At 59.5% G+C, this 17141-nt stretch carries 14 protein-coding genes; 6 read left to right on the plus strand and 8 right to left on the minus strand.

Annotation, left to right across the window (positions count from 1 at the left end; translation table 11 throughout):
* Positions 1 to 108: 108 nt before the first annotated feature.
* Positions 109 to 1326, plus strand: coding sequence for an MFS transporter (locus WJU23_RS19870; protein ID WP_346334366.1), 1218 nt, complete (start codon positions 109 to 111; stop codon positions 1324 to 1326).
* A gap of 9 nt (positions 1327 to 1335) precedes the next feature.
* On the opposite strand, the gene WJU23_RS19875 is transcribed toward WJU23_RS19870, so the two are convergent.
* The 4 genes from WJU23_RS19875 to WJU23_RS19890 form a co-directional block, all read right to left on the minus strand.
* Positions 1336 to 2052: an ABC transporter ATP-binding protein gene (locus WJU23_RS19875; RefSeq protein WP_346334367.1), complete on the minus strand. Its 717-nt coding sequence runs from the start codon at positions 2050 to 2052 to the stop codon at positions 1336 to 1338.
* 109 nt (positions 2053 to 2161) lie between these two features.
* A complete protein-coding gene (locus WJU23_RS19880) occupies positions 2162 to 2572 on the minus strand; it encodes a YlbF family regulator (RefSeq protein WP_346334368.1) in 411 nt (136 codons plus the stop codon).
* Between the two features lie 102 nt (positions 2573 to 2674).
* Complete coding sequence (locus WJU23_RS19885) at positions 2675 to 5575, minus strand: hypothetical protein (RefSeq protein ID WP_346334369.1); 2901 nt, start codon at positions 5573 to 5575, stop codon at positions 2675 to 2677.
* Positions 5576 to 5755: 180 nt separating this feature from the next.
* Positions 5756 to 7306 carry a PQQ-binding-like beta-propeller repeat protein gene (locus tag WJU23_RS19890; RefSeq protein WP_346334370.1) on the minus strand — a complete coding sequence of 517 codons (1551 nt, stop codon included), beginning with the start codon at positions 7304 to 7306 and terminating at the stop codon, positions 5756 to 5758.
* 72 nt (positions 7307 to 7378) lie between these two features.
* Between WJU23_RS19890 and WJU23_RS19895 the strand changes: the two genes are divergently transcribed.
* The 3 genes from WJU23_RS19895 to WJU23_RS19905 all read left to right on the plus strand — a co-directional run bounded on the left by WJU23_RS19895 (position 7379) and on the right by WJU23_RS19905 (position 11635).
* The gene (locus WJU23_RS19895) at positions 7379 to 8068 is read left to right on the plus strand and encodes a hypothetical protein (protein WP_346334371.1); all 690 of its coding nucleotides are present in this window, start codon (positions 7379 to 7381) and stop codon (positions 8066 to 8068) included.
* Between the two features lie 51 nt (positions 8069 to 8119).
* Positions 8120 to 10195, plus strand: a complete 2076-nt coding sequence (locus WJU23_RS19900; RefSeq protein ID WP_346334372.1) for an FAD-dependent oxidoreductase — start codon at positions 8120 to 8122, stop codon at positions 10193 to 10195.
* A gap of 327 nt (positions 10196 to 10522) precedes the next feature.
* Positions 10523 to 11635, plus strand: a complete 1113-nt coding sequence (locus WJU23_RS19905; RefSeq protein WP_346334373.1) for a tetratricopeptide repeat protein — start codon at positions 10523 to 10525, stop codon at positions 11633 to 11635.
* Between the two features lie 14 nt (positions 11636 to 11649).
* On the opposite strand, the gene mnmA is transcribed toward WJU23_RS19905, so the two are convergent.
* Positions 11650 to 12723, minus strand: coding sequence for a tRNA 2-thiouridine(34) synthase MnmA (gene mnmA, locus WJU23_RS19910; protein ID WP_346334374.1), 1074 nt, complete (start codon positions 12721 to 12723; stop codon positions 11650 to 11652).
* Positions 12724 to 12831: 108 nt separating this feature from the next.
* On the opposite strand from mnmA, the gene WJU23_RS19915 reads away from it, so the two are divergent.
* Positions 12832 to 13914 carry a redoxin domain-containing protein gene (locus WJU23_RS19915; RefSeq protein WP_346334375.1) on the plus strand — a complete coding sequence of 361 codons (1083 nt, stop codon included), beginning with the start codon at positions 12832 to 12834 and terminating at the stop codon, positions 13912 to 13914.
* A 19-nt stretch (positions 13915 to 13933) separates the two neighbouring features.
* Here WJU23_RS19915 and aroQ read toward each other — a convergent pair whose 3' ends face one another.
* Entirely contained in the window at positions 13934 to 14497 is a 564-nt protein-coding gene (gene aroQ / locus WJU23_RS19920; RefSeq protein ID WP_346334376.1) for a gamma subclass chorismate mutase AroQ, read from the minus strand.
* A gap of 291 nt (positions 14498 to 14788) precedes the next feature.
* On the opposite strand from aroQ, the gene WJU23_RS19925 reads away from it, so the two are divergent.
* Positions 14789 to 15934, plus strand: coding sequence for a L,D-transpeptidase (locus tag WJU23_RS19925; protein ID WP_346334377.1), 1146 nt, complete (start codon positions 14789 to 14791; stop codon positions 15932 to 15934).
* A 30-nt stretch (positions 15935 to 15964) separates the two neighbouring features.
* Here the strand turns inward: WJU23_RS19925 and WJU23_RS19930 are convergent, their stop codons facing one another.
* Together WJU23_RS19930 and WJU23_RS19935 are read right to left on the minus strand one after the other, a co-directional pair.
* Positions 15965 to 16624 (minus strand): hypothetical protein, encoded by a 660-nt coding sequence (locus WJU23_RS19930; RefSeq protein WP_346334378.1) that lies wholly within the window; start codon positions 16622 to 16624, stop codon positions 15965 to 15967.
* 146 nt (positions 16625 to 16770) lie between these two features.
* Positions 16771 to 17112, minus strand: a complete 342-nt coding sequence (locus WJU23_RS19935) for a zinc ribbon domain-containing protein YjdM (protein ID WP_346334379.1) — start codon at positions 17110 to 17112, stop codon at positions 16771 to 16773.
* Positions 17113 to 17141 lie beyond the last annotated feature (29 nt).

Raw genomic sequence — 17141 nt, forward strand, 5'->3', positions numbered from 1 at the left:
CCAGCCCCTGTCGGCGCGTGTCTGTCCCACTTTGAGCATTTTGCGGCTGATTCTGATACGATTGTCAGGCTTCGTTGAATTTGCCCGGAAACCCTGCGTATAAGCTCGATGACGCGCTCCTCTCATTGGAAATGGTGGATCACCGGCCTGCTTTTGCTCGCCACGACGATCAATTATATGGATCGCGTCACGCTGGCGAATGCCTCCGTTCGCGTGACGGAGGAGTTCGGCCTCAGTGAAAGGCAATACGGCAATCTCGAGCTCGCCTTTGGCTGGGCCTTCGCCGCAGGCTCGCTGGTCTTTGGTTTCCTGGCGGACCGCATCCGCATCTACTGGCTGTATCCCCTGGTCCTGGCAGGCTGGTCCGTGATGGGCATGGCCTCCGGCTGGACACAGGACTACAACGGGCTGCTCATCTGCCGCACGCTGCTGGGTTTCTTCGAGGCCGGGCACTGGCCCTGTGCGCTGAAGACCACCTTTGCCGTGCTGAATGAAAAGGAGCGCACGATGGGCAACAGCATCCTGCAAAGCGGGGCCTCCATTGGTGCCATCATCACGCCCCAGGTGATGAAGCTGCTGATGACGGACGACCTCGGCTCGTGGCGGTATGCCTTCATCGTCGTGGGCGCGTCCGGCCTGCTCTGGGTGGTGGCCTGGTTCATCATGCTGCGTCCGCGTGATCTGGAAGCGCCGGTGCGCAAGACCCTCACGCCGCCGGCGAAGCTCTGGAGCATCCTAATCAGCCCCAGCTTCTGGGCGCTGGCCCTGCTCATCACCGGCACGCAGACGGTCTGGCACATGTATCGCGTGTGGATGATGAAGTTTCTGCAAACCGGGCGCGGGTATGCCGAAAGCGAGGCGCTGAATTTTAACTCCGCGTACTACATCTCCACCGATGTGGGCTGCGTACTGGCAGGCGTGGCCTCGCTCTGGCTGGTGCGCCGGTTTGCCTTCACTGCGCATCAGTCCCGACGCTGGGTATATGCCGCCGCCTGCTGCCTGACCTCTCTCAGCGTGGCGCTGCCTTTTCTCGGCCAGGGCTGGATGCTGCTGGGCGTGCTGCTGCTCATCGGGGCCGGAGCACTGGCGCTTTTCCCCTGCTACTACAGCTTTGTGCAGGAGCTGTCCGAGCTGCACGTCGGCATGATCACCGGCCTGCTCAGCATGTGGGTGTGGGCGGTGACATCGCCCCTGCATACGGTCTTCGGCATGCTGGCAGATAACACGGGATCCTATGACATTGGCCTGGTCATCGCCGGCCTGGCACCGTGGATCGGCGTCATCGCCATGAAGCTGCTGTGGCGGCCGCAAGCGAGCCTGGCGTGAGGCGTCTGGCTACCACTTGAGGCTCGTCACCGGCACGCGCGTTTCATTGTGATGCGAGTTCACAATCTGGCCGTCCTTCAGATGCAGCACGCGGTCCGCCATGCCGGCCATGTCGGCATTGTGGGTGATGATGACGGTCAGGGTGCCCAGCTCGCGGTTGATGCGCTCCACGGCCTCCAGCACGGCGATGCCCGTATTCACATCCAGCGCGCCTGTCGGTTCATCGCATAACAGCACCTCCGGTTTTTTGGCAATGGCCCGCGCAATGGCCACGCGCTGCTGCTCGCCGCCACTAAGCTGGCTGGGAAAGTGGTCCATGCGGTGCTCCAGGTTCACCAGTGCCAGCGCCTCTTCCGGCTTCATCGGATCGCGTGAGATGTCGGTGATCAGCGCCACATTTTCCCGCGCGGTGAGGCTGGGGATGAGGTTGTAAAACTGGAAAACGAAGCCCACGCAGTTGCGCCGGAAAAGCGTCAGCGTGCGCTCATCCCCGCCGCCCAGGTCCCAACCCTTGTATTTGAGCTGGCCGCTGGTCGGCGTATCCAGCCCGCCGAGGATATTGAGGAGTGTGGACTTGCCGCTGCCGGAGGCTCCCAGCAGCACGACCAGCTCACTGGAGTGAAACTGGATGTCCACCCCGTCCAGCGCCACCACGTCCAGCTCTCCGGTATGGTACACCTTTCGTAGGCCACGGGCCTCGAAGATGGTAGCGGAGGCAGGGTGCATGGGGAGGCAGTTTACAGTATGCCGTGTTCGGTTTTCAGTTTTCCGTGTTCGGTCTTCAGCTCCGAAGTGGGGACTCTGGAGACTGAAAACTGCATACTGAACACCGGTATCAATGACACCCGCAGCCGGTGCCGCAACCGGCCTGGCCGAAGACTTCATCGTGGGTAGGGACGCGGCCTTTTTCGAGGGTCTTGGTGATGAAGCCGTTCACTTTGTTGGCCACATCCTGCAGCAGATCCTGCGCGGCCATGAAGCTCTGGATGGTGTCATTGCCATCGGCCTGCTCCTGCAGGGACTGGAAGCGGCTGACTTCCTCAGGCTCCATTTCTGCACCGCTGCGGTGGCGCTGCTCCAGGCTGCGGCCCAGGGTCATCACATCGCGATAAAGCTCCACCGCCTTTTCATCGGCCAGGAAAGTTTCCGCGTTGCTGCGTGCGGACTGCACTTCAGGATCGGCGGCGATGGCGGCACAGAGAGCTTCAATTTTGGAGGCGATGGCGGGGGCGATGGCTGCGTTCATGGAGGGGCAGGCTAGCGTTTAAAAAGGAAATTGTCGAATGCCGGATTGGGTGTTTGTCAGAAAAGGAACGCCCCGGCGGCGCTAACTGGATGGCTGCAGGCCTCATTTCTTTTCGCCGCCCGCCTCGATGAATGCCAGCAGATCCAGGATCTGCTCAAGCTTCAGGCTGTTCAGCAGCCCGGCAGGCATCGGGGAGGCTTCGGTGATTTGCCGCTCACGGATCATGCTTTTCCCCACCTCCACCATCTCCGGGCTCAGCGGGTTCGGTTTCAAAATGACCCGCTCGTCATCCTCGCTTTCCAGGCTGCCGGTGACCTGGCTTCCATCCTGGCGGGTGACGGTGATATAGCGGAATTTTTCATCCACCACCTTGGATGGATTGAGGATGTGATCCAGCAGGTCGCGACGGCTGAACCGTGCCGATACATTCACCAGCTCCGGTCCAAACAAGCCCGCAGGCAGGCTGCGGTCCGGGCTCATCTGATGGCAGAAAACACACTGAGCCGTGATCGCCGCCGCCCTGCCGTTTTCAAACGAACGGCCTTTACCAACCTGATCGAGCTTGCCCTCCAGGTCCTCCATCTTCCACACCTTATAGGTATGACCCGGCATGGCATGTGGGGCCAGGGCCACCGGCTTCGGCGGGTGGATGTGTGCGGCCAGGGCTGCCACATCCTCCGCGCTCATGGTCGCCGCCATCTCGCTGCGGGTGTCCTGGAGAGTTTTGAAAAATGTGCTGGCTCCGTTCATCTTCTCTGCACGGTTCAGCGCCTCAAACATCACGCGCCGGGATTCCAACGTCCATCCCTCTGTCAAGTAGCGCAGGTGCAGCGGGTAAAAGAGCAGGTCCTCGCTCGTCGTCACTTCCTGCAAGAGCGGCAGGGTCTTGGCGATCACCTGCGGCGACTTCAGCGCGATTAGCAAGCGGCAGAGTTCGCGGTTCAAAGGCACCCGGGTCATTGGTTGCGGATACAAGGCTTCTAGCATCGCCAGCAGCGCGCTTCGTTGCTCTTCCGAGGGCGGCCCATGCCGCGCCATGTTGACCGCCATCACTCGCAGAAAAGCAAGTTGCTGCTCAGCATCCAGGCGCTGCCAGTCCATGGACAAAAGGCGGGAATAAATCTGCGGCTGCACCGTCCCCTCCCCTGCCCTGGTCAAGGCCAGACAGCCCAGGAGGGAACGCCAGCCGGTGGGTTCGCCGAGGATCTGTTTTTGCCAAAGCCGCACAGGCAGCCGCTCCAGCGCCACGCGTGCGGCCCAGCGGATGTGCCGGTCAGCGTGGTCCAGATTTGACAGCGCCAGCCGCAGGGCCTGCTTTTCATCCGCCAACTCTCCCGTGTGCAAAGTTTCCAGTTCATGCCGCAGGTTGCGCAGCTCTTTGCCAGCATCCATTTTTCCCTTTCCGCCAGCCACGTCAGCCTTGCCTTTCCACGTCACACGGTAGAGGCCGCTCTGCGTGCCGCGCCCGCCGGTGGTGAACCACATCGCACCGTCTGGGCCGATACAGCCGTCCGTTACATTCAGCGGACGCCCGGTGACGAAGGATTCAAAAGTCCCCGCATAGCTCGCGCCCTGCGCTTTCATGTCCACGGCGATGATCCGTCCATAGGACCAGTCGCAGATGAACAGTGTTTCCTGATATCTGGCCGGGAAGCTGGCTCCATAACCAAAGAACACGGCGGTGGGCGATGCCAGGCCGATGTCCACCACGCTGGGCAGCGTGTCCACATACCCGGCAGGCAGCCGCCCGGTGCCGCGCCGCCAGCCAAAGTCCGCGCCGCTAACCACATGCAGCACACGGTTAGGCATGTACCAGGGCGCACCCACATCGCGCTCCATGTCGGCATCAAAGGTGAAAAGCTCACCCTCCTTGTTGAAGGCAATGTCCAGCGGATTGCGCAGACCGCCGGCCATGATGCGGATGTCGCTGCCATCCGGAGCCACCCGCATGATATAGCCAGCAGGCATCTCCACCGTGCCGTCAAACATGGTGCCATCCCAGGGGTTCGGCAGGACCTGGTCCCAGGCATAATGATGCAGCGGTGACTTTTCCGCGATGGGACTGGGCAGCAGCACATTGTTCCCGCAGGCCAGCCACAGATGGCCGTCCGGGCCTAACTTCAAGTGATTCCTCCCATGCCCGACTCCGCCTTCGGTATGGACCAGCTCCTTTACCTCATCCAGGCTGCCATCCCCGTCCCTATCCGCCAGGCGATAGAGCCCCTTGCTGTCATTGGCATGCGCATACAAGGCACCGTGGGCATACAGCAGACCCCGGCATTCTTCCAGGTTCTCATTGATGACCTCCATGCGATCCGTCGCCATGTCCCACCGCAGCAGGCCCTTTTTCTCCCTGGCCAGCGTGATGCGTCCCTGCGGATCAAAAGCCATGGCCACCCACGAATCCTCATCCGCCCCGGCGGAGCGCATCAGCTCCACTTGAAATCCCTCCGGCACGGTAAACCCTCCCGCATCCGTGGCCTGGCTCTGCCGGTCCCGTTTGGCAAGCTGCCAGCTATTGTAGGCATCGAAGGTCTTTTTGAAATCAAAGGGATTCTTCGCCGGATCTGCATCCACCGCGCCCAAGGAGACCGGCTTCCCCGCCGTACCGGTCCAGGCACCATCCGTCACCACCCACTGCTTGCGCGCCAGATCCCCGTTCAGCTCCAGCAGCGCCGCCACCCGCAGCCGCACGCTTTTGAAGCAAAGTTCGTTCGTCCCCTCACGGATGAAAGCGGTCACATCCAGGCTTTTGGCAGGCTCTCCCTCCTCCGTCCTCACTGTGCCCACCACGCGATCATTCAGCAGCACCTCCGTCTCCGTTCCTGCCGCCACCAGCAGGATGGCCTTCAAAAGCCTGCCTTCTTGCACAAAGGAACGCTCAATGCCGCCCCCGGCCTCCGCCCCGATCCAGACCGGCACCGGAGGCTGGTTGGCCAGCTGCGCATGCAGACTGCCCAGGGCGGTAACGGATAAAACGGCAAGGAGTCTCCAGAACATCATGCCATACCTACGCTCACTTTCAGGCATTTCGCTCAGCCTGCCAACACTGGTAAAAACGTTTTCTCTCACTGCCATCCCATCGTTGCCAGTGATTTTACATCACTTCCACGACAGTGCCTTGTTCGCACCACTATTGCGGAAATAAACCTCAATGAGGAAGTGATCCCAAGCTGGAAGAACTCAATCCTTTGGACGCAGGTCATAGCAGACCAGCTTCTCCCGCTGACGGACGATGAGGCGGCCGTTGCTGAGGGCCGGGGACGTGCACCCCATGCCTTCGACCTTGGCGCGGGCGAGCTGCTGGTAAGCCCCGGGCTGGGCCTTCACCATACGCAGGTGGCTGCCGTTGTTTTCATACACGATGAGCTTGCCATCGGCGATGATGGGGGAGGTGATGGTGCTGTTGACCTCGTTTTCCAGCCAGGTCACCTTGCCGGTGGCCAGTTCCACGCACTGGTGCTTGCCACCGCAGGTCAGATAGACATGGTCGTCATGGATGATGGGGCTGCCGCTGTAGCGCACGGTTTCCCAAAAATGGGACCAGGCGGCTTTGGGGGCGGCATCTTTGACATGCTGGTAAGCACGCAGGCCGACATCCTTGGCACCGCTGTAAATGACCAGCCAGTCCCCCTGGGTGACGGGGGTGGACTGGCCGCCGCCTTCGACATTCCAGAGCACTTTTCCATCCTTGGGAGACAGGCCGTAGAGGGTTTTGGAGCCAACAACGAGAAGCACGGGATCGCCTGATTCAGGCGTCCAGAGGACCGGGCTGCCAGTGTTGCCGCTGGCGTCTTTCTGCTCCCAGAGGATCTTGCCATCCGCTGTGGAAAAGGCCTGGGCACGGCCGGCGGCCATGTAAACGGTGTCTCCGACCACCAGAGGTGAGGCGGCAGGGCCGCCGGAGGGAAGCGGTGCTTTCCAGAGCATCTTGCCATCCTTTTGGTTCAGGCAATAAAGGTGGGTGCTGCCGGCGGCATAGACTTTTTCATCCACCACGGCGGCGGTGCTGCTGGAGCTGCGGCCGGTAGGCTTGCCTTCGGCCTCAAACTTCCAAACTTCCTTGCCAGTGTTCACATCCAGGCAGACGACGACATCCTTGGCCACCTTGATGGTATTGGGCACGGCGACCATGAGCTTGTCCTTCACCGGCTGGGAGAAATTTTCATCCTCCATCCACTGCTTGAAGGCGTCCAGATTGGCGAAGGGCTTGTTCTGGCGTTTGGAGACGCGGGCGAGTTCCTCCAAAGGGAGGGCGGACTTGCCGGCTTTGAAGCGGGATTCGGCCCATTTGCCGAGGCTGAGATCTTCTTTTTTGCTGAGGTTTTCTTTGCGCCATGCGGCCAGCCATTCATCCAGCTTGGCCCCGCGCATGGCGGGCATGGAGAGGCGGTCGGCCTCCATCTTTTTGGCCAGTTCCGGGGAGGTGCCGCGATAGTTCATCTGCTGCATGACCTCGGAATCAATTTCCCGCTGCTCGGAGGGCACCTTGTCATGCCAGACGACGGAGATAAAAGCCTGCTCACCGGCCACAACGGGGCTGCCGTGGCCCCCCAGGTGGTCGCTGGGGATGAAGTCGCTTTCCCAGACTTTCGTCAGCCCTTCTTCAGGGAAGCTTTCGGCGATGGGGGTGGTATCGGTGGAGACGCCGTCACGGGCGGGTCCGCGCCATTGGGGCCAGTCGGCCAGGGCGGTGGAGAGGGAGAGCAGGGTCAGGGTGGAAACGAGGCGCATAAGGTTAAGCGGAAAACGAATGTGCATGCAGACGCCTTTCAATCCCCTGCTGAATGAGGCATGATGCAGGATATGAAGGTTCTCGTCGTCTTGCTCATCTTCAGCCTGCCCTGCTGGCTGGCGGCGCATCCGGCCGATGTCACGCCTTTGCGGGTGAAGGTGGAGCGGCAGGAATTGGAGTTTCGGTTTACTATCAGCCTTTATACCCTGGCCAAGATGCTGCAACAGGACTTCCAGACGGGGCAAAGACCGGGTGCGGCGGAACTGGAAGCGCTGCGCCCGGCGCTGGAAGGGTTTCTCCGCAAGCATGTTCTGCTGCGCATTAACAACCAACCCGTGAGGCTGGGTGAGAGCACGAAGATAGAGCCGCTTTGGCCTCTGGGAACAGGGCTCCAAACAAATGATACATACCTGTCTGTAGATATCACTTTTGTGCTCGCTTGGCCGGAAGTCATTGGGAATGTTTGGCTGGAATTCACCGGTTTTCCGGAGTTGGGCGAGCTGGCGACGCTGCAGACGACTTATGAGCAGGGTGAGCTGCGGATGCAGGTGCCCTTCAGCCCTTTTGAGCCGGATTATCTTTATGATACGGGTTTTGCTGTGGAGGGCGTTTTTGCCGGTTTGCCCAAGGATGTGCCATCTCAGAATAGACCCACCTGGGAATCGAGGGCGATTCCGTGGGTGAACTTATTTCTGGCGTTTATCATCCTGAGCCCTTTGCTCCACATCTTTCGAAAGCCAAGGAAAGGCGGGGAGAGCTGAGCACCGTTAGGTTGACAAAGCGCCTACGTCTGGCCGAATACACCCCCCCACATGAGAGTCCCAACCTGCCTCTTCGCCCTGTTGTCTTTTAATCTCGCTGTCCAGGCGGCCACCTCGGAGCACGATGTCGTGATCTATGGCGGCACCTGCGCTGCCATCACCTCCGCTGTACAGGTGAAAAAGATGGGCAAATCCGTCATCATCGTCAGTCCTGACAAGCATCTGGGCGGCCTCAGCAGTGGCGGCCTCGGTTATACGGATACGGGTAACAAAGCCGTCATCGGCGGCCTGTCCCGCGAGTTTTACCACCGCATCTTCATGCACTACCAGAAGGATGAATCCTGGGTGCAGCAAAAGAAGGATGAATACGGCAACAAGGGCCAGGGCACCCCGGCGATGGACGGCGAAAACCGGACCATGTGGATCTTTGAACCGAGCGCGGCGGAAAAAATCTTTGAGGCCTGGATCAAGGAAAATGACATCACCGTGGTCCGCGATGCCTGGTTGGACCGCGCCAAAGGCGTCAAGAAGGAAGGCGACAAGATCGTCGCCATCACCACTCTGGATGGCAACACGTATGCCGGGAAGATGTTCATTGATACGACCTATGAAGGTGACCTGATGGCCGCAGCCGGAGTGGACTATCATGTCGGTCGCGAAGCCAACAGCGTGTATGGCGAGGAGCACAATGGCGTGCAGGTAGGCATCCTGCATCACCATCACCACTTTGGTGACATGAAGATGAGCCCGTATAAAATCCCGGGCGATCCGAAAAGCGGCGTGCTGGCACGCATCAGCACGGAGCCTCCCGGCAACAAGGGCGAAGGCGACAAGCGCGTGCAGGCCTATTGCTTCCGCTCCTGCTATACGAACGATCCCTCCAACCGCATCCCCTTCCCGAAGCCAGAAGGTTATGATGCCAGTCAGTATGAACTGCTGCTGCGCGTCTTGCAGACCGGCTGGGACGGTTTCTTCAACAAGTTTGACCCTGTGCCGAACCACAAGACGGATACCAACAACCACGGTCCCTTCAGCTTTGATAACATCGGCTATAACTATGATTACCCGGAGGCCAGCTATGAGCGCCGCAAAGAAATCATCGAAGAGCATCGCATCTACCAGCAGGGTCTGATGTGGTTCGTGGCCAATGACCCGCGCGTGCCGAAAAAGCTCCAGGAGGAACTGAACACCTGGGGCCTGCCGAAGGATGAATTCACGGACAATGGCAACTGGTCCCACCAGCTTTACATCCGCGAGGCGCGCCGCATGATCGGCCACTTTGTGATGACGGAAAACGAGCTGCGCAAAATGAAGCCCACTCCGGATTCCGTCGGCATGGGCAGCTACACCATTGATAGCCACAACGTGCAGCGCTACATCACCCCGGAAGGCCATGTGCAGAATGAAGGCGACATCGGCGTGAGCACCAACGGTCCGTATGCCATCGCCTATGGCTCCCTCGTTCCAAAAGAAGGCCAGGGCTCCAACCTGCTGGTGCCGGTGGCCATGTCCGCCAGCCACATCGCTTATGGTTCCATCCGCATGGAGCCGGTGTTCATGATCCTGGGCCAGTCCGCCGCCAGCGCTGCCGTCATCGCGATTGATGACGGCCTGGCCGTGCAGAAGGTCCCCTATGCCAAGCTGCGTGAGCAACTGGTGAAGGACGGCCAGATCCTGGAATACAGCGGTCCTAGCAGCTCACGCGGCGTGGACCCGAAAAGCATGAAGGGCATCGTCATTGACGACACCCAGGCGATCAAAACCGGCAGCTGGGCTCGCGGTGCCGCCGCCAAGAAATTCATCAGCGACGGTTACAGCCACGATGGCAATACCGGCAAGGGCCAGAGCAGCGCCACCTTCCGCGCCCAGCTTCCGAAAGCCGGCAAGTATGAGGTGATCCTCGCCTATGCACCCAATAACAACCGCGCCAGCAATGTGCCCGTGACCATCAAGTACCAGGGCGGAGAGGCCAAGGTGACGGTGAACCAGAAGAAAGACGTGGATGTGGACGGCCTGGGGGTTTCCCTGGGCACCTTCGAATTCGGCGCAGACTCTGAGGTCATCATCAGCACTGAAGGCACCGACGGTTACGTCGTCGTGGACGGCGTGCAGTGGATCGCCAAGTAACTGTCATCGCACTCGACGTAGCAAAGCCCGGCTGAAAAGCCGGGCTTTTTATGGGTCATTTTCGGTGACTTCTTCCCCCGTCCTCCCGGCTGCCGCCGGGTTTCACGTCGGCTGTCCTTCATAACGATGACGCCCTCAATGAAAACGCAGTGCCAAAGCCTTATCAAACAGGCTTCGGCTCCATCACCTCTCTCCTGATCCAACGCTCGATCTTTAACTTCCCAAAAAACGCAGGGAATGTGAGATTCTCGAATCTGAGGATTCGAGCAGTTTGCCAGCAAGTTTGTCTGTTGTAGGCGCGACTCTCGAAACGTATTGTTTTCCAGCATGAAACCTCTTTTCCGTCTTTTTATCTGCGCCAGCCTTGCCTTCATGACCGTCAGTGCCCAGCAGGAGGGCAGGATCAATGACAAGGAGCTGCGGGCCTGGGCGGACAACGGGGATGCGGATTCCCAGTTTGAACTGGGTCTGCGTCTGCTGACGGGCGAGGGGCTGGTGAAGAACGAAACCGAAGGGGTGGCCTGGGTGGAAAAGGCCGCCAATCAAAAGCATCTGCGTGCCCAGTTCATCATGGGCTCCATTTATGAAGACGGCATGGGGGTGAAGCAAAACGATGCAACCGCCTTTGATTGGTATCGCAAATCCGCTGAAAACGGCTTTGCACCCGCGCAGCACGCCGTCGCCATGGCTTATGACCTGGGAAAAGGCGTCAAGCTGAACGCTGAGAAGGCGACGGAGTGGCTGGAGAAATCCGCCGAGCAAAACCATGCGCCAGCCCAGACCGCGCTGGCCGCCAAGTATGAACGGGGTGTGGGCACGGACAAAAGCCCGGCCAAGGCCGCCCTTTTCTACCTGCGCGCCGCCCAGCAGGACTTCGTGCCGGCAATGAGCCGCCTGGCCAACCTCTATTACACGGGTATCGGGGTGCCGGTGGATTTCCGCCGTGCGGGTGCCTGGTATCAGCGGGCGGCCCGGAGTGAAGATCCGTGGGCAGCCAACAATCTGGCGTGGTTCCTTTCCACCTGCCCGGATGAAAGCCTGCACAATGGCGAACAGGCCGTGCAACTGGCTTCCCGCGCACTGCGCATCATGGATGAGGCAGGCGAGGAACAGCGGTACGAGATGATTGATACCAAAGCCGCCTGCCTGGCACGCAACGGCGAATATCTGGAAGCGGTCCTTTGGCAGAAAAAAGCCCTGGCACTGCTGCCTGAGGACAAGGATCTGCCACCAGAAGAACGTCAAAGCCTGGAAACCGAATTCAAGGCCCGCCTGAAGCTCTACCAAAAACAGACTCCCTATACCGAGGCCGAGCCACAGAGCAGCGAGGATGGTGCTCCCCTGCCCCAGGACACTATCTTGCAGGAGGAAGGCGTCCCAGGCGGCACACCGGCGAAGCCGAAGAACAGCAAGGGCAAAGGACGCGGCACCGTGGTCTGAAAAGGCACCTGCCGCTATCTCTCATAGTCTATCCCCTCAAACACCGCCCCGCCCAGCAGCCGCTCCCCTTCGTAAAGGGCGCAGATCTGGCCGGGGGTGAGAGCACGCTGCGGCTCAGAATAGACGAGCTCCGCCCGCCCGCCCCCCAGGGGAGTGAAGACTGCATCGCCCGCCGGACAGCGATATCGCGGCTGCGCCTGCAGTGTCCGTGCCGTATCCAACGGCAACCCGGTGGCAGACAGCCCGGTCAGCGTGCAGCGGCGTGCCCAAAGCAGCGGTGTATCCGGGCGCTCGATGGCGATGACCAGTTCATTCGCCTCGTGCCGCTTGGCCACCACCACATAGGCCTGTTTATACAGATTGCTGGCCACGCCGATGCCCTTGCGTTGACCCAGGGTATATAAATGCAGCCCTTTATGCTGGCCCAGTACCTTGCCTTCCAGGTTCACAATTGGGCCCGGTTTGTCCTCGACAAAAGTGCGCAGGAAATCCTCCATTTTCACCTCACCAATGAAGCAGATGCCCTGGCTGTCCTTCTTGTCCGCCGTCTTCAGCCCCAGCTTCCGCGCCTGTTCCCGCAGCTCGGGTTTTAAAAGATGGCCGATTGGGAAACGGGCGATTTCCACCTGCTCCGGTTTCATCATCGCCAGGAAATAGGACTGGTCCTTGTTGCTGTCGGCACCGCGCAGGATGGATGAACCATTGCCTTTCCGGGCATAATGACCCGTGGCGATGGCGTCAAATCCGCGCTCCTTGGCCCAATCCCACAGCACCCCGAATTTCATCTCACGGTTGCACATCACATCGGGGTTCGGCGTGATGCCGTCCTGGTATCCTTCCAACAGGTATTTCACCACCCGCTCCCGGTATTCGCGCATGAGGTTCACTACATGGAACTCAATGCCGAGCTGGACTGCCACCGCCTTTGCATCCACGATGTCCTCCTCCCAGGGGCAATGGCCGATGATGTTCTCCTCATTGATCCAGTTCTTCATGTAGGCCCCCACCACTTCATGCCCCTCCTGCACCAGCAGCGCCGTTGCGACGCTGCTGTCCACCCCTCCGGACATGGCTGCCAAAATCTTCATGGGCCTACTTCGCATACGTCGCAGGCAGGCTCAAACCTCAAAACAGAGTTCCTTTGAAGCGCCACTTCTTGTTTGCAGTTCTTTATAATTACCATAAATTAGCCAATCATGATGCGCTGCCTATTTCTCTGCCTCCTGCTGCTCAGCCTTTTGCCAGGCCTGGGTGTTTATGCACAGACAGTGCTGACCACCGCTACGGCGCATGAGCAGATCCGCAGCATCATTGACAAATACGAAAACACCGTCCGCGCCAACACCCAAAAAATCATCGCGGCGACGACGGAAGAGGAAAAGGCCCGATACCGCTCCTCGGTGCCCAGTGCCGCGCCTTATGCCAGCCAGGTGCTGGCAGTCGTTCAAGCGCATCCGACAGATCCGGGCAGCGTCACAGGTGTCACCTGGCTCATCACCCAGGCAGCGGCCTTCCCAGAGTCGGAAACCGCCCTTGAACTGCTGGCCACCACCCATTCCGCCAGTGCCGGCATCGCCCCGGCAGTCAAAGCCCTGGAATTCCGCCCGCTGGAAAAGGCCGGTCCCATCCTGGAGACGATCCGCCAGAAAAACCCGCATTCTGAGGAAAAAGCCGCCGCCTTGTATGCCCTGGGCATGCTGCACTTCCGGCGTTTTGACGCCGCCCTCAGCCCGGCCGAGGCAGAAGTTTCCAAACAGATCTCCATGGACTGTTTTCAGGAAATCATCGCCAGTTACGGCGACGTGAAAATCCAGGGTTTCCCCATTGCCGACCAGGCCGGGCGGATGCTTTTTGAGATGAGCAGCCTCTCCGTGGGCAGCATCACACCGGAGATTGAAGGCACAGATCTGGACGGCCAGACCTTTAAACTGAGCGACTATCGCGGGCAGCATGTCGTGCTGGTTTTCTGGGGCGGCTGGTGCCACGCCTGCCACGGTCTGCTACCGCAGGTGAACCAGTTCGTCACCGAGATGAAGACGGCTGGCAAACCGGTCACCGTGCTCGGCATCAATACCGACATCCCGGACGAGGCCAAAAAAGCATGCACCGACTACCAGGTGAATTTCCGCAACTGGTCCGATGGCACCACCTCCGGCCCCATCACCAGTCTTTTTAATCTTCGGAATTTCCCCACGCTTTACCTGATCGGCCCGGATGGGAAAATTTTGCTCAAACAGACGGGCCTGGAAGCCATTCGGGAAAAATTGAAAGCGCTGTAAAGCCGCTCCAATCTTCTTTTTACCGAAGCCCTGCTTTCAGACCGGCAAGCGCCGCCTGGGTCACTGCGTGTGAGTATCCGGCCTGAATCAGGGCCGCTCTCGCCGCAGCAAGCACCTGGTCAGGTTCGTGATCCCGTCGCGTGATGGACAATGCAGCCAGCATCTTCTGCCCTAAATCATCCAGCGCGGGCCGGACATCCTTGGCGAGATCGGGCAAAGGGTGAGCACTCGCATCGCCCCGAGGATGCGTGGCCAGCCACTCGTTTTGGAAGACCTTGGCTGCCTCCATCTGGCCGTCAAAAAAGGAGCGGACTGCCTCTGGCGGCAGCTCATGCGAGGCAGCCTGTTTTTCCATGGCAGCGAGTAATTCGGCTTCGCGTTTCGGGTCCGTCACGGGCAGTGACCTGGCCTGCTTGACCCTGGCCACTTCATCCATCCAGCCCAGTCTTTCGACAATTAATGGCGGCAGGTCACCTGAGGATTTTGAACCAGGAGTTACGGTGTGAGTTGCACACCCCGACAGCAGCAGGAGCATCAGGCCACAAGCAAGATGAGGAAGCCGTTTCAACATGGCGGTGCTCATGCCTGCTTTTCTTGGACCTCCGTCGGCAATGGCTCTGCCGGAGGTGTGACAGCCACGGTTTTCTTGAGTTTTGGCGCAGGCTTCTGGCCAGGGATAAACCCGGCGTCCTTGTTCCCCCTGCCTTTGGTGGCATTACCGCTTTTAAAAGGGCGTGGCGGTTTGTTGGTTTGTTTCTGGCTCTTCATTGATTCGTGGTCAGCAATACAGGCGCATCGTTGTGGAGATTGGCGGGATTGGCAAATGCAAGATCGAGGCAGGGCCAGCGCATGGGGCAGAAACGAATAACTGCACATGCAACTGTCCTTCCGTAAAGCGCTCCTGGCATCCCTCCTGTTCAGCCCGTTCCTGATGTCCGCTGCTGGGGAGGAAAAAGAAACCTCATCTCCCGACGATGCCCAATTGATGAAAGCCACAACGCAGCTCCAGGTTTTTCTGGATCGCGCCAACTTTGGTCCGGGCAAGATTGACGGTCATTACGGTGGGTTTACCAGCAAGGCGCTCGCCCTCTATCGTGAGTCCCAGGGCAAGCCAGTGCTGAAAGAAAGCAAGGATGCCGGGCAGAATGACAAGACTGCGGAGGATGAAAAGAAGAAAGCCCGCCAACCCCTTCCCGATCTCCAGGATCTGGACCTCTCCAGCGTTGATCCAGTCTTTATTGAATACAAGGTCACCGAAGCGGATGCCAGGATGGTAGGCGAACTTCCGAAAGAAGTACCGGACAAGGCCAGGCTAAAGTGGATCCCTTATGCCACCCTGCCGGAAGCCATCGCTGAAAAGTTCCATAGCGACCTGGATTTCCTGGAGGAGCTAAATCCGGGCAAGCTGGCGGCGCTGAAGGCAGGCGATACATTGAAGGTACCCAATGTGGAGCCCTTTGACATGAATGCAGTCAAGGACATGCCTTTGCTGGACCTGGCCGATCAGGATAAAAAAGACGTCGAGGCAGCCCCAAAGGACAGAGACAAAAAAGAGCCCTCAACCGAGGACTCGATCAAGGACGAAAAAGGCGGGAACGGCGCGCTTAAACCGGACGAAATCTCCGTGACGGTTGAAGGCAGCGACAGCATGCTGCATCTCCATGAAAAGGGCAAACTTGTCGCTGCCTTTCCGGTCACCATCGGTTCCGCTCAGACCGAGTCCCCGCAGGGCGAATGGAAGATCAAGGGCATCGCCCGCCTGCCCGACTTCCGCTATGACAAATCCTTCCTCAAAACCGGCGAGCGCAGCGATGACACCTACCTGCTGCAACCCGGCCCCAACAACCCCGTCGGCGCCGTCTGGATCGCGCTCAACAAAAGCGGCATCGGCCTGCACGGCACGGATGATCCGGACAGCATCGGCCGCAGTGCCAGCCACGGCTGTGTCAGGCTGGCCAACTGGGACATCGCCCGCCTGGCCTCCCGCCTGCGCGCCGGGGTGGCAGTGACCATCCGCTAACTAATAATGCGACAAAGAACAGGACCCCGGTCAGGCCCCCTGCTTCTTTTTGGCAGGTTTCGCCGCCTTGGGGCTCTTGGTCGCCGCACCCGTGGAAGAGCGGTCCGTCCCCTGAATCCGGGCCAGAACTTTCTTCGCATAGCTGCTGCTCTGCTCAGGCGTCATGTTCGGCTGCTTGTCCAGTTGCGACTTCACCAGGGACTTGAACTGTCCCCGCGCCTCCGGGGACAGGGACGAATACAACTTCTTCCCGTCCTTCCCCAGCAAGGAAGTCGTCGAGAGCTTGCTGTCCTTATTCGGCACACCGCCACCGGCCAGCCGGCTCATTTTGCCCTCCTTCTTGCCACCCTGGGGAGAGACCTCCTGCCCATGATAATGCATCGTGATGGACTCCGGCCCGACGGTCATCTCGATCTGGGTATTGATGAGATCCGTCCCGGCCACCGCCCCGGTCAGCCGCCAGCCCAGGGCATTCGGCTCCTCAAAGACCAGCACCGTCTCCTTGGTCATCTTGTTATACACCGTAGCCACCGGCCGCCCGTCCACATACGCAATGCTCGTGAGCTGAAGCGAATCCTCCAGGCTCACATACCGGCTGAAAGGCGAGTTGGCGATGAGCCCCTCAGCAAACTGCCCGTCCACCGGCTGCGGCAGGTCCGGGTCGCCCGCAACATACGGTTCCACGGCCATCAGGCTGGAGGTTATAAAAAGGAGTATGCCAAGGCATGGAAGTATCTTCATCGAAGGGGTGCACTGAAAACGCTGGAAAACCTCCCGTCTATCATCCCCCCCGGCTCCTTCCAATCACCGGTTGCCGCCGATAAAGGCCAGCCCGTCTATACCGTGACTTTTTTGACAAAGCAGGCCTTCAGGGCAATGGCCAGCCCGTCCATCTTGCAGGAGATCTCATGGTCGCCATCCACCAGCCGGATGGGTTTGGACTTGGTGCCCACCTTGAGCACCTGGGAGGTGCCACCCAGCTTGAGGTCCTTGATCATGGCCACGATGTCCCCATCGGCCAGCACATGGCCATACGCATCCTTCACCACGCGTGCAGCCTCAGGTGCTTCGGCCTCCGTCTCATGCGGCCATTCGTGACCGCAGGTGGCACATTCATATCGTTCAGCGTGATCCAAAATCTCTTCCATCTCGCACATCGGGCAGGCAGCATTGCTCATGGAACACAGGTGAAAGCTGCTTGCGGCAG

This window comes from Prosthecobacter sp. SYSU 5D2 (assembly GCF_039655865.1).
Classification (GTDB): domain Bacteria; phylum Verrucomicrobiota; class Verrucomicrobiia; order Verrucomicrobiales; family Verrucomicrobiaceae; genus Prosthecobacter.